Origin of the sequence: Streptomyces sp. NPDC021224, from assembly GCF_044332905.1 — a bacterium.
GTDB lineage: Bacteria > Actinomycetota > Actinomycetes > Streptomycetales > Streptomycetaceae > Actinacidiphila.
This window is the reverse complement of sequence record NZ_JBIRPW010000012.1, coordinates 186,920-198,953: the sequence shown is the minus strand read 5'-3', so window position 1 is coordinate 198,953 and position 12,034 is coordinate 186,920. Positions and strand designations below refer to the sequence as shown.

General features: G+C 73.5%; 11 protein-coding genes. 6 read left to right on the top strand and 5 right to left on the bottom strand.

Annotated features, from left to right (window positions below):
* Positions 1-74 precede the first annotated feature (74 nt).
* The 3 genes from ACH4PY_RS27035 to ACH4PY_RS27025 are packed head-to-tail and all read left to right on the top strand — an operon-like array spanning position 75 to position 3,964.
* A complete protein-coding gene (locus ACH4PY_RS27035; RefSeq protein WP_398188121.1) occupies positions 75-1,817 on the top strand; it encodes a glycoside hydrolase family 13 protein in 1,743 nt (580 codons plus the stop codon).
* A gap of 34 nt (positions 1,818-1,851) precedes the next feature.
* Positions 1,852-2,961 (top strand): LacI family DNA-binding transcriptional regulator, encoded by a 1,110-nt coding sequence (locus ACH4PY_RS27030; protein WP_398188118.1) that lies wholly within the window; start codon positions 1,852-1,854, stop codon positions 2,959-2,961.
* A 37-nt stretch (positions 2,962-2,998) separates the two neighbouring features.
* Positions 2,999-3,964 carry a phosphatase PAP2 family protein gene (locus ACH4PY_RS27025; protein ID WP_398188115.1) on the top strand — a complete coding sequence of 322 codons (966 nt, stop codon included), beginning with the start codon at positions 2,999-3,001 and terminating at the stop codon, positions 3,962-3,964.
* Between the two features lie 76 nt (positions 3,965-4,040).
* On the opposite strand, the gene ACH4PY_RS27020 is transcribed toward ACH4PY_RS27025, so the two are convergent.
* Together ACH4PY_RS27020 and ACH4PY_RS27015 are read right to left on the bottom strand one after the other, a co-directional pair.
* On the bottom strand, positions 4,041-7,037 hold the full coding sequence (locus ACH4PY_RS27020; protein WP_398188112.1) for a bifunctional [glutamine synthetase] adenylyltransferase/[glutamine synthetase]-adenylyl-L-tyrosine phosphorylase: 2,997 nt from the start codon (positions 7,035-7,037) through the stop codon (positions 4,041-4,043).
* A 127-nt stretch (positions 7,038-7,164) separates the two neighbouring features.
* Complete coding sequence (locus tag ACH4PY_RS27015) at positions 7,165-7,926, bottom strand: group II truncated hemoglobin (RefSeq protein WP_398188109.1); 762 nt, start codon at positions 7,924-7,926, stop codon at positions 7,165-7,167.
* 76 nt (positions 7,927-8,002) lie between these two features.
* Here ACH4PY_RS27015 and ACH4PY_RS27010 point away from each other — a divergent pair, with 76 nt between their 5' ends.
* Entirely contained in the window at positions 8,003-8,359 is a 357-nt protein-coding gene (locus tag ACH4PY_RS27010; RefSeq protein ID WP_398188106.1) for a winged helix-turn-helix transcriptional regulator, read from the top strand.
* Between the two features lie 50 nt (positions 8,360-8,409).
* On the opposite strand, the gene ACH4PY_RS27005 is transcribed toward ACH4PY_RS27010, so the two are convergent.
* Complete coding sequence (locus ACH4PY_RS27005; RefSeq protein WP_398188193.1) at positions 8,410-8,964, bottom strand: GntR family transcriptional regulator; 555 nt, start codon at positions 8,962-8,964, stop codon at positions 8,410-8,412.
* 95 nt (positions 8,965-9,059) lie between these two features.
* Here ACH4PY_RS27005 and ACH4PY_RS27000 point away from each other — a divergent pair, with 95 nt between their 5' ends.
* Positions 9,060-9,587, top strand: a complete 528-nt coding sequence (locus ACH4PY_RS27000; RefSeq protein ID WP_398188103.1) for a ferredoxin — start codon at positions 9,060-9,062, stop codon at positions 9,585-9,587.
* A 24-nt stretch (positions 9,588-9,611) separates the two neighbouring features.
* On the opposite strand, the gene ACH4PY_RS26995 is transcribed toward ACH4PY_RS27000, so the two are convergent.
* Positions 9,612-10,148, bottom strand: a complete 537-nt coding sequence (locus tag ACH4PY_RS26995) for a GNAT family N-acetyltransferase (protein WP_398188100.1) — start codon at positions 10,146-10,148, stop codon at positions 9,612-9,614.
* Positions 10,149-10,159: 11 nt separating this feature from the next.
* Complete coding sequence (locus ACH4PY_RS26990; protein WP_398188097.1) at positions 10,160-10,636, bottom strand: hypothetical protein; 477 nt, start codon at positions 10,634-10,636, stop codon at positions 10,160-10,162.
* Between the two features lie 135 nt (positions 10,637-10,771).
* Here ACH4PY_RS26990 and ACH4PY_RS26985 point away from each other — a divergent pair, with 135 nt between their 5' ends.
* Positions 10,772-12,010 carry a helix-turn-helix domain-containing protein gene (locus ACH4PY_RS26985; protein ID WP_398188094.1) on the top strand — a complete coding sequence of 413 codons (1,239 nt, stop codon included), beginning with the start codon at positions 10,772-10,774 and terminating at the stop codon, positions 12,008-12,010.
* Positions 12,011-12,034 lie beyond the last annotated feature (24 nt).

Below are 12,034 nucleotides of genomic sequence, written 5' to 3'. Positions count from 1 at the left end.
CACGTACGTACGTCCACCGCCCGCCCCGGTCGCTCCGGGGCGGGGCGGCGGACCCGCACCCGACAAGGGAATCCATGAGCCAGCACCTCTCCGACGCGCCCCGCTCCGCCGCCGCTCCCGCTGCCGCCGCCGGGCACAGAGACTGGTGGCGCGATGCGGTCATCTACCAGGTGTACCCGCGCAGTTTCGCCGACGGAAACGGTGACGGCATGGGCGACCTGCCCGGCATCACCGCCCGGCTGCCGTACCTGCGCGACCTCGGCGTGGACGCGGTGTGGCTGTCGCCGTTCTACGCCTCCCCGCAGGCCGACGCCGGCTACGACGTGGCCGACTACCGCGCGGTGGACCCGATGTTCGGCACCCTCAGCGACGCCGACGACCTGGTGCGCACCGCCCACGGGCTGAACCTGCGGATCATCGTCGACCTCGTGCCCAACCACTGCTCCGACCAGCACGAGTGGTTCAAGCAGGCGCTGCGCGAGGGCCCCGGCTGCGCGATGCGCGACCGCTTCCACTTCCGCCCCGGCAAGGGCGCGGACGGCGAACTGCCGCCCAACGACTGGGAGTCCATCTTCGGCGGCCCCGCCTGGACCCGCACCACGAACCCGGACGGCACGCCCGGCGAGTGGTATCTGCACCTCTTCGCGCCCGAGCAGCCGGACTTCAACTGGGACCACCCGGCGGTGCACGACGAATTCCGCTCCGTGCTGCGCTTCTGGCTCGACCTCGGCGCCGACGGCTTCCGCATCGACGTCGCGCACGGCCTGGTCAAGGCCGCGGGCCTGCCCGACATCGGCCACGCCGAGCAGCTGTCGCTGCTGGGCAGCGCGCCCATGCCGTACTTCGACCAGGACGGGGTGCACGAGATCTACCGCGGCTGGCGGCGGATCCTCGACGAGTACCCGGGCGAGCGCATCGGGGTGGCCGAGGCGTGGACGCCCACGCTGGAGCGCGCGGCGCTCTACCTGCGGCCCGACGAGCTGCACCAGGCCTTCAACTTCGAGTACCTGGGCACCTCCTGGGACGCCGCCGAGCTGCGCCGGGTCATCGACCGCTCGCTGACGGTCATGGGCGCGGTCGACGCCCCCGCCACCTGGGTGCTGTCCAACCACGACGTCACCCGGCACACCACCCGCTTCGCGAACCCGCCGGGTCTGGGCACCCAGCTGCGCGACCCGGGAGACGCCGAACTGGGCCTGCGCCGCGCGCGGGCCGCGACCCTGCTGATGCTCGCGCTGCCCGGCTCGGCGTACCTCTACCAGGGCGAGGAGCTGGGCCTGCCGGACGTCACCGACCTGCCGGACGAGGTGCGGCAGGACCCGTCGTTCTTCCGCGCCGCCGGACAGGACGGCTTCCGCGACGGCTGCCGGGTGCCGATCCCGTGGTCGGGCGGCGAGCCGCCGTACGGCTTCGGGCCGGTCGTGGGCGGCCCGAGCTGGCTGCCGCAGCCGGCGAGCTGGGCCGGGCTGAGCGTCGAGGCGCAGACCGGCGACCCGGACTCGACGCTGGAGATGTACCGCTCGGCCCTGGAGCTGCGCCGCAGCCACCCGGCGCTGGGCGCGGGCACCCGGGTCGAGTGGCTGGACGCGCCCGAGGGTGTGCTGGCCTTCCGGCGGGACGCGGCCGCCGCGGACGGCGGCGAGGGCTTCGTGTGCCTGGTGAACCTCACCGCGGATCCGGTCACGGTGACCGTGCCGGGCGGCCGGGCGCTGCTGTCCAGCCGCGCGGGGGACACGGGGACGAACGGTGACTCTCACGGCACCGGCGGCGTCGCCGTCACAATTGCCGCTGACACGACAATTTGGTGGGCGATCTGACGTGGTGGCATTCCGTCCAATAGCATCCGGTGCTGTGACCGCGCGGCTCGCAGACATCGCAGCGCAGGCGGGGGTCAGCGAAGCGACGGTCAGCCGGGTTCTCAACGGCAAGCCCGGCGTGTCCGCCACCACCCGCGAATCAGTGCTGGCCGCGCTCGACATGCTGGGGTACGAGCGCCCCGTCCGGCTGCGCCAGCGCAGCGCGGGCCTGGTCGGGCTCATCACGCCCGAGCTGGAGAACCCGATCTTCCCCGCCTTCGCCCAGATCATCGGGCAGGCGCTGACCCGCGAGGGCTACACGCCGGTGCTGGCCACCCAGACGCCCGGCGGCTCCACCGAGGACGAGCTGGTGGAGATGCTCGTGGAGCGGGGTGTGGCCGGCATCATCTTCGTCTCGGGCCTGCACGCCGATTCCACCGCGGACATGGAGCGCTACGCCCGGCTGCAGGGCCAGGGCGTGCCCTTCGTGCTCATCAACGGCTTCACGGAGAGGGTCAACGCCCCCTTCGTGTCGCCCGACGACCGCGGCGCGATGCGGCTGGCGGTCACCCATCTGGCGGCGCTGGGGCACCGGCAGATCGGCCTCGCGGTCGGGCAGAAGCGTTTCGTCCCCGTGCAGCGCAAGATCGAGGGCTTCGTCGCGTCGATGACCGAGGTGCTCGGCATGACGCAGGACGAGGCGCAGGGGCTCATCCAGCACTCGCTGTTCACCCTGGAGGGCGGGCAGGCCGCGGCCGGGGCGCTGATATCGGCCGGATGCACCGCGATCGTGTGCGCCTCCGACATGATGGCGCTCGGCGCGATCCGGGCGGCCCGTCAGCAGGGCCTCGACGTTCCCGGTGACGTGTCGGTCGTCGGCTTCGACGACTCGCCACTGATCGCCTTCACCGACCCGCCGCTCACCACGATCCGGCAGCCCGTCACCGCGATGGGCCAGGCCGCGGTCAACGCGCTGCTGGAGGAGATCGCCGGGACCCCGGCGCCGCACAGCGAGTTCGTGTTCCTGCCCGAGCTGGTCGTCCGCGGCTCGACGGCGGCGGGCCCGAGCGGGCAGGGCGCGCAGGGAGCGCCGGGCGCGCCGCTGCCCGCGCGGGGCGCGGTGGCGCGTACCACCCGGTCGGGCGACGATCCGGCGGGAGTCTGAGCCGTACCAGGGGACACATCTGGCAGACTGGTGTCCTATGGGGGAACCGACTGCGAAGACCGCGAATCAGACGGATGATGACCACTCCGCCTCTGCGCAGCGCTCCAGCGGATCCCGGGCCACCCTCGCCACGTCCGGCACGTCCGGCTCGTCCGGTGGGAGCGGTACCGGTGAGCCGGGCCTGGCCCGTACGCTGCTGGAGCGGCTGCGCACCCCACGACAGCCCAAGTTCTGGTTCGAGATCCTGCTGATCGGCGTCAGCTACTGGCTGTACTCGCAGATCAGGAACGCGGTCCCGGAGCAGAAGGAGACGGCGCTGCGGCACGCCGCCGACATCTGGTCCTTCGAGCACCACCTCGGGCTGGCGTTCGAACGCTCGGTCAACCACACCATGGACTCGGTGACGTGGCTGATCGTGGGGATGAACTACTACTACGCCACGCTGCACTTCTTCATCACCATCGGTGTGCTGGTGTGGCTGTACCTCTACCATCCGTCGCGCTACGGCCCCGCCCGGCTGGTGCTGTTCGTGACCACCTGGGTGGCCCTGATCGGCTTCTGGGCCTACCCGCTGGCCCCGCCGCGGCTGATGGCGGGCGGCGGCTTCATCGACACGGTGCTGGTGCACCACACTTGGGGCTCGCTGTCGCAGGGCAGCCTGGCGAAGGTGTCCAACCAGTACGCCGCCATGCCGTCGATGCACATCGGCTGGTCGCTGTGGTGCGGGATCACCGTCATCTCGCTCGCCAAACCGCTGTGGGCGCGGATCCTCGGCGGTCTGTACCCGGTGTTCACGCTGCTGGTGATCGTGTCGACCGGCAACCACTTCTGGATGGACGCGGTCGGCGGCGCGGTGTGCCTGGCCTTCGGCTTCGGCTTGGTGTGCCTGATCTACGGGCGGTGGGTGTACGCGCTGCCGAAGTTCGCGACGGGCGCGTTGATACTGGAGGACAAGGCGGGCGACGGCGGGGCCATCGTGCGGGGCCGCAAGCTCCGGTCGTGAGGGCCCGGCCCGCGCGGTCGTGAGGGGCCCGCCTTCGTCGCCCTACTGGCCCGGCCCCCGTTGGCCGGGGGCGGCCTCAGCCCTCGTAGAACAGGCGCTCCACGACCGCCCGCGCCCGCCGGGTGCGGCGGCGGTAGTCGTCGAGCATGTCGCCGACGTGGCCGGGCGGGAAGCCCAGGTAGCGGCCGACCGCGGCCAGCTCGCGGGCGTCGCCGGGGAAGGTGTCGCCGGGGCGGCCGCGGACCAGCATGACGGCGTTGCGGACCCGGGTGGCCAGCACCCACGCCTCGTCCAGCACCTCCGCGTCCGCCGGGTCGATCAGCCCCGCCCCCGTGGCGGCGGCCAGCGCGGTCCGGGTGCCGGTGGTGCGCAGCTCGGGGAGCCGCCCGGCGTGCTGGAGCTGGAGCATCTGCACCGTCCACTCGACGTCGGACAGCCCGCCGCGGCCCAGCTTGGCGTGCAGCGTCGGGTCGGCGCCGCGCGGCAGCCGCTCGGACTCCATCCGCGCCTTGAGCCGGCGGATCTCGCGTACGGCCTCGTCCTCCAGGCCGTCCGCCGGGTAGCGCAGCGGGTCGACCAGCGCGGTGAAGCGCCCGCCGAGCCCCTCGTCGCCGGCGACCGGGGTGGCCCGCAGCAGGGCCTGGCTCTCCCACACCAGTGACCAGCGCCGGTAGTAGGCCTCGTAGGAGGCGAGGCTGCGGGCCATCGGGCCGCTCTTGCCCTCGGGCCGCAGGTCGGCGTCGACCAGCAGCGGCGGGTCGGCGGTGGGGATCTGGAGCAGCCGGCGCAGCTCGTTGGCGACGGCGAGCGCGGCGCGCCCGGCCTCCTCCTGGTCGGCGCCGTCGTGGGGCTCGTGCACGAACAGCACGTCGGCGTCCGAGCCGTAGCCGAGTTCGCGGCCGCCGAAGCGGCCCATGCCGATGACGGCGAAGCGGGTGGGCAGCGGCCGGGCGTCGTTGTCGGTCACGGCGTTGACGGCGGCCCGCAGCGCGCCCGCAACCGTCGCGGAGGTCAGGCCGAAGACCGCGCAGCCGACCCGGTCGGTGAGGGCGGCGGGCAGCACCCGGTCGGCCTCCCGCTCGACGTCGTCGCCGTAGGTGTCGACGAGGTCGGCCGCCGCGGTGCGGAACAGCTCGCGGCGGCGCACCCCGCGGACGGCGGCGATGGCCTGCTCGGGGCCGTCGGCGCGGCCCACCGCGGCGAGCACCTCCTGCTCCAGCGCGGTGTGGTCGCGCGGGGCCAGGCCTTCGGCGGAGCCGAGCATCGCGACGGCCTCGGGGGCGCGCATCAGCAGGTCGGGGGCGAGCCGCCCGGAGGACAGCACGCGGGCCAGCCGCTGGGCGGCGGCGCCCTCGTCGCGCAGCAGCCGCAGATACCAGGGGGTCTTGCCGAGCGCGTCGGAGACCTTGCGGAAGCCGAGCAGGCCGGCGTCCGGGTCGGCGGAGTCCGCGAACCAGCCGAGCAGCACCGGCAGCAGGGTGCGCTGGATGGACGAGGCACGGCTCACCCCGCTGGCGAGCGCCTCCAGGTGGCGCATCGCGGCGGCCGGGTCGTCGTAGCCGAGCGCCTGGAGGCGCTGGCGGGCGGCGTCGGTGCTGAGCCGGGTGTCGCCGGGGCCGAGCTGGGCGACGGACTCCAGCAGCGGGCGGTAGAAGAGCTTCTCGTGCAGCCGCCGCACCTCCATGGCGTGCCGCTTCCACTCCCGGTTGAGGCTCACGACCGGCTCCGAGCGGTAGCCGAGGCCGCGGCCGAGCCGGCGCAGGCCCGCCTCGTCGTCGGGGACGAGGTGGGTGCGGCGCATCCGGTACAGCTGGATGCGGTGCTCCATGAGCCGCAGGAAGCGATAGGCGGCGTCCAGCGAGGCGGCGTCGGCGCGGCCGACGTAGCCGCCCTCGGCGAGCTGCCCGAGGGCGGTGAGCGTGGTGGCGCTGCGCAGCGAGGGGTCGGTGCGGCCGTGCACGAGCTGGAGCAGCTGCACCGCGAACTCGACGTCCCGCAGGCCGCCGGGCCCGAGCTTGAGCTCGCGCTCCACCTGGGCGGCGGGGATGTTGTCGACGACCCGGCGGCGCATCTGCTGCACGTCGGTGACGAAGTGGTCGCGTTCGGCGGCCTGCCACACCAGCGGGCGGATCGCGGCCAGGTAGTCGGCGCCGAGCGTCGGGTCGCCCGCGACCGGGCGGGCCTTGAGCAGCGCCTGGAACTCCCAGGTCTTCGCCCAGCGCGCGTAGTACGCCAGGTGGCTGGACAGCGTCCGCACCAGCGGGCCGTTCTTGCCCTCGGGCCGCAGGTTGGGGTCGACGGGCCAGATGGTGCCCTCGGCGGTGGTGTCGGAGCAGATCCGCATCATGCGGACCGCGAGCCGGGTCGCGGCCTGGAGTGCCTCGGTCTCCGCGACGCCGTCGGCGGGCTCGGCGACGAAGATGACGTCGACGTCCGAGACGTAGTTCAGCTCGTGGCCGCCGCACTTGCCCATGCCGATGACGGCGAGCCGGGCGGCCGCGGCGTCCTGCGGGGTCTCGGCGGAGGCGATGGCCAGCGCCGCACGCAGCGTGGCGGTGGCGAGGTCGGCCAGCTCGGCGGCGGTACGCACCAGGTCGCTGGTCCCGCACACGTCGCGGGCGGCTATGCCGAGCAGGCAGCGCCGGTAGGCGGCGCGCAGCGCGTCCGGGTCGGTGGCGGAGGCCAGGCCCCGCTCGAACTCGGCGACCCCCGGGTGCAGATCCGCGGCCTCGTACGTGACGAGCGCGTGCCAGTCCGCGGGGTGCCGGGCCAGATGGTCGCCGAGCGCCTCGGACGCGCCCAGCACGCCCAGCAGCCGGTCGCGCAGCGGCTTCGCCGTCGTCACGGTGTCCAGCAGCGCCCGGCGCTCCTCGGGCGCGAGCGCCTCCACCAGGCGGACCAGCCCGAGCAGCGCGAGATCGGGGTCCGCGGTGGCGCCCAGCGCCTCCAGCAGGACCGGATCGGTACGGACCTCCGCGAGCGCGTCCCCGTCGAGCAGCCGCTCGGCTCCCGCGGGGTCGGTGAACCCGTGCCGGAGCAGTCGGGTGAACGTACTGCTGCGGCGTCCCTGCATCGGCCCTCCCGGTCCGTCCCGTCCACCATATCGGCCCGCCCTGTGACCCGCGCCCCGGCGGGGGACCGCCCCGGAACGGGGCAGGGGACGGGGCGGGGCCGCTTCCGGGGCGGGCCGGGCGGCCGGGTCAGCCGCGGTAGGGCGGGGTGATGCCCCAGTCCCAGCGCGGCATCGGCGACTCCGGCAGCGGCGGCGGGTTCGGGCCGGAGTAGAGCAGCGCCATCCGCGTACCCCACTCCAGGTAGTACGCGAAGACGGCGCGGAATTCCGGGTCGCCCGGCAGCCCGACCTCGTCCGCGGTGTCGGTGAGCAGCGCGACCCAGCGCCGCCGCTGCTCCTCGGTCAGGCCCCGGCCCAGGTGCCGGGACGCCATGTGGCGGTGCCCGCCGTGCCCGGTGCTGTAGCGGGCGGGGCCGCCGAAGACCTCGCCGAGCCAGGCGGCGACGTGCTGCGGGTGGTCCGGGCTCATCCCGGCGAAGACCGGCGCGAGCACCTCGTCCTCCGCGACGCGCGCGTAGAAGCGGGTGAAGAGCCGGTCGAAGGCCTCCGCGCCGCCCGCCCACGCGTACAGCGTCGGCACCGAGCCGCCCTTGCCCACGACGTCGGTGACCTCGTAGTGCCGCATCTCCTCGATGGCCTGGACGTAGGGCCTGATCTCGGCGAAGAACGCCGGGAAGTGCTCGCCCTCGCGGAAGCCCTCCAGATGGTCCGCGGCGGAGGTCCAGCGGATCCGCAGCGTGTACGCGCCCGGGTCGTCGGCGCACCGCGCCAGCTCGTAGTCCACGCACTGCTCGGCCTGCCCGAGCGGTACGGCGGCCCGCGCGTACGCCTGCTCGAACCCCTGCCGGTCGGATTCGGCGATCCGGTAACGGATGTACTCGACAATCATGGAACGACCCAAACAAGGCGCGGGGCCGGTGGCAAGAACCCACCGGGTGGTACGTAGCCGGAACAGGACACCGCGGATGACGACCGTCCCCCCGCCCCGGGGCCCCTCCTGCCCCGTCGAACTGACCCTGGAGACCATCGGCGGCAAGTGGGCCACGGTGATCCTCGCCCACCTCAAGGAGGGCGTCCACCGCTACGGCGAACTGCGCCGCCGGATCCCCGCCGTGAGCGAGAAAATGCTGGTCCAGCGCCTGCGCACCCTGGAATCCCGCGGCCTGATCCACCGCACGGCGGCGGGCCCCAAAGGCGCGGAGGTCGTCGAGTACCGCCTCACGGAAGAGGGCGCGAGCCTCGCCCCCGTCCTGGAGGCGCTCTACGCGTGGGGCCTGTCCCGCGCAACCCGCACCGGAGTCCGGTTCCCGCCCCTGGAATGAGCGATTCCGCTGCCGCGGGGCGCGGTGAGGGTCGTTCTTGCGCCACGCGCTCAGCTCCCGAAGGCGTACTCCAGCACATAGGCGGCGGAGTCCAGCACCATCTCGTTGACCTCGACGGGAGTGCCGTCACCCGTGTACGCCGTACGGCAGACCAGCACGACGGGCGTGCCGGCCCTCAGCTCCAACCGCCGCGCCTCCTCCCCGGAGGGCATCCGCGCCCGGACCTCCTCCCGGAACCGCACGGGCTCGTACCCCAGCTCGGCGAGCCGGGCGTAGACCCCACCAGGCCCGGTGTCCTCCTCCGTGACACGGGGCCCGGTGACGATCCTGGCCGGAAAGTACGAGGTCGCGAGCAGCACCGGCTTGCCGTCCAGCACGAAGCGCCGCCGCCGCACGGGCCGGAAGCCCCGCACGAACACCCCGGCCCCCTTGCGCGCCTCCGCCACCCCCTCGGCCTGCATCACCCCGAACGCCTGCCGCGCCGTCATCCGCGCGACCCCGTACCGGGCCATGAGGTCGTTCTCCCCCGGCAACCGCTCCCCCGCCCCGTACCGCCCCGCCTCGATCTGCTCCCTCAGCTCCCGCGCAATGCGCTGGTACGGCAGCCCTCGCCGTCCGGCACGGCGTCACCCCGCGCCCGCACGGGATCGGGAAGACGGGGTGGGCCGAGATCGACGCCGCGCGCGGTTAGCATGCCGCCGTGGACGTCTACTTCGACGCGGTGCCTCTGCTCGGCGACGCCCGTGATTCCTTCCGGGGGCAGTGGTCGGAGCGGAAGTGGCTCAACGTACCGGGGCCGTTCTACGGGGCCGAGACCGACAACTGCGGGACGGGGAGGCTCCACGCCCCGGGGCTCGTTCTCTACGAGGCCGAATACTTCACCGAGTACGTGTACCGGCAGCCGCGGAATCCGGAGGAGCTTCAGCAACTCGTCGACGCGGCCCAGCAGGAGGTCTTCGGCGGATACGGCTGCGACGGGGACAGCCACTGGACGCCGGCGTCGGTCCGGGAGTGGTGGCGGGAGCGGCGGCGGGTCGTCGAGTACCTGGCGGATCGGCGGGCCGACTGGGAGGCCGACGACGCGCAGGTCGGGCAGGGGGTGGCCGCCGCCGCTCTGGAGTACGCCGCCTACATCGGGGGAGAGTTGGCGTCGCACCTGCGCGTCTACCTCTTCTGGCTGGCGGAGCGGCGCTCCCCGGCGGCCACGGACCGGCTGCCCGTGCTCTGACCGGTGGTGCGGGGCGCCCCGCGCTTACGGGGCCTGCGTCAGCGTCAGCTCGACGATCATGACGGCGTACACCGGCGAGTCCGGGAACGGCTGACGCTCACCGACCTTGCGATACCCCCAGGACTCGTAGAGGGCCTGGACGCGGGGGTGTTGGACGTCCACCAGCAGCACCGCCAGGTCCTCCGCACGGCCGTCCATGAGGACGCGGGAGAGCTGTTCCGCGACGCCCTTCTTCCGCCAGCGCGGGACGACGGCCAACTCGGAGTACGAGAAGGTGCGGTGCTTCTCCGGCGCCGGGTCGAGGTGGTCGCGCCACCACTCGCGCCCGGGTTTCCCCGGGGCCCCGTACGCGAAGCCGACCGCGTGGTCCCCGTCATAGGCGATCACGCAGGCGAAACCGGGATCGCCGCCCCAGTGGTCGACGAACCAGGGGAAGCGCTCGTCGAACTCCGTCATGTCCCCGGCGTACGCGGCGGCGTGGGCGTCGAGGATCGTCTGCCGTATCCGCGGCAGGTCGTCGTGCGTGTAGTGACGGAGGTCGAGAGCGGGGGCGGCCGTCATGCACGGCTCCTTCAGTCCCGGCTGACCCCTTTGGGCCAGACCACTTCGACCGGTACACCGGTCCTGTGGGCGTAGCCGACCGCGTCGGCGGTGCCGCCGTATCCGCGGGCGGGTTTGCCGTCCCAGACGGCAACGAGCCGGTCGACGAGGCCGACCATGATCTCGCTGGCCGCCTGGTGCGCCTCGGACGTCGACTCGCGCAACCCGGTGCGATGCACCTCCGAGGCCCGGCGCAGCAGCGCGTCGTACGTGGCGTGGTGCTCGGGCGGGAGGCCCGCATGGTATTCATCGGCGGGGATCACGGCCTCGATCCGGCCGCCGTGGTCGAGTACGGCCTCGGCGAACCAGGAGTCGGGGCCGTCCGCGAGGCAGGAGACGGCGACCAGTGCGTCGGCGCCGTGCCACGCGATCACCTGGCGCAAGCCGTCACGGACCTGCTGTTCGACCTCCGCGGACAGCCCTCGGTGGCCGGTGATGCCCAGGCGCATGAGTCGCTCCCTCCGTGGGGGACGGACGCACGTCGTCGTCATGCCTGGGTGTACGACCGACCTGAACCTGTGGCTCCGCGGAAGGCGGCGACGTACCGTTCCTAGTGTCGAGGGGTCAGAACATCGGAGTCCAGCATGACTTACCGTGCCGACCATCCGTCCGGGGTTCTGCCCGGCGACGTCCTCAAACGTGCGCGGCTCTCGCGCGGGCTGACGCAGGAGCAGCTGGCCGAGCGGACCGAGCTCTCCCTCAGCGTCGTCAAGAAGCTCGAAGGCGGGGGGACCGGGCGGCTGGAGACGTACCACGCGATCGCGCGGGTGCTCGGCGTGCGGACGTCCACGCTGCTGGATCCGGCGGGACCGCACCACACCCGGCGGGACGACGGGGACAAGGTCGAGCTGCTGTACTTCCGCCAGGCGATCACCCCGCCGGTCGGGCCGGGCGGCCGGATCACCGCCCCCGGTGCCGAGGTCGGCGAGCCCGATCTCGCGCGGCTGGGCGAGGCCGTCGGGACGGTGGCCCGCGCGTACCACCGCGACGCCTACGCCACCGTGGCCGAACTCCTGCCGCCGCTGGTGCACTCCGCGCACGCGGCCGTCGCCCACTTCGACGGCGGGGCCCAGCGCGAGGCCGCGCTGCGGATCCGCTCGGACGTACTGCAGATGGCGGGCCGCTACCTCACACAGGTCCGCGCGTACGACCTCGCGCACATCGCGCTGCGGGACGCGATCGCCGACGCGCTCGCGGTGGGCGCGCTGGATCTGCTCGCCGGCGCCGTCTACCAGCAGGGCTGGCTGCTCATGCGGCAGGGGCGTCTCGACGAGGCCGAGCAGGTGAGCGTCGCCACCGCGGAGGCGGTCGAGCCGCGCATCTCCCGTGCGTCGAGGCGGGACCTGGGCGCCTGGGGCAAGCTGCTGGTGCACGCGAGCGCCGCGGCGGCGCGCAACAACCGGGCGGCCGAGGCCCGGGAGATGCTGCGCATGGGCCGCACCGCAGGGGCCGCGCTCGCGGGCGGCACCGCCGTGTCCGAGTCGAGCTGGGGCCGTTTCGACTGGCGGACGGTGGCCTTCCAGGGCATCGAGAACCACCTCGTCGCCGACCATCCCGCCATGGTGATCAGCCTGGCCGAACGCGTCGCGCAGGCCGGTGACAGCACGTTCATGCGCCGCCACCTGCTGGACGTGGCAGCGGCGCACGCCACCCTCAAGCACAAGGCCGACGCCCTGGGAGTGCTGAAGCGCCTCCACGCGGAGACCCCTGAGTGGCTGCGGCACCAGCAGATGGCGGCGCAGACCTTCCACCACGTGCAGCAGCTCAGCGGCCGTACGAGCGCGGCGCAGCGCGAACTCGCGGCCTTCTTCGCCGCGCCATAAGGTGCACGCTCCGTGCACCCGCGT

Excerpts from the sequence above, each read along its gene's own strand:
- ACH4PY_RS27020 (WP_398188112.1), bottom strand. The coding sequence starts at position 7,037 with ATGCAGGGACGCCGCAGCAGTACGTTCACCCGACTGCTCCGGCACGGG.
- ACH4PY_RS27025 (WP_398188115.1), top strand. The coding sequence starts at position 2,999 with ATGGGGGAACCGACTGCGAAGACCGCGAATCAGACGGATGATGACCAC.
- ACH4PY_RS26995 (WP_398188100.1), bottom strand. The coding sequence starts at position 10,148 with ATGACGGCCGCCCCCGCTCTCGACCTCCGTCACTACACGCACGACGAC.
- ACH4PY_RS27015 (WP_398188109.1), bottom strand. The coding sequence starts at position 7,926 with ATGATTGTCGAGTACATCCGTTACCGGATCGCCGAATCCGACCGGCAG.
- ACH4PY_RS26990 (WP_398188097.1), bottom strand. The coding sequence starts at position 10,636 with ATGCGCCTGGGCATCACCGGCCACCGAGGGCTGTCCGCGGAGGTCGAA.
- ACH4PY_RS27035 (WP_398188121.1), top strand. The coding sequence starts at position 75 with ATGAGCCAGCACCTCTCCGACGCGCCCCGCTCCGCCGCCGCTCCCGCT.
- ACH4PY_RS26985 (WP_398188094.1), top strand. The coding sequence starts at position 10,772 with ATGACTTACCGTGCCGACCATCCGTCCGGGGTTCTGCCCGGCGACGTC.
- ACH4PY_RS27010 (WP_398188106.1), top strand. The coding sequence starts at position 8,003 with ATGACGACCGTCCCCCCGCCCCGGGGCCCCTCCTGCCCCGTCGAACTG.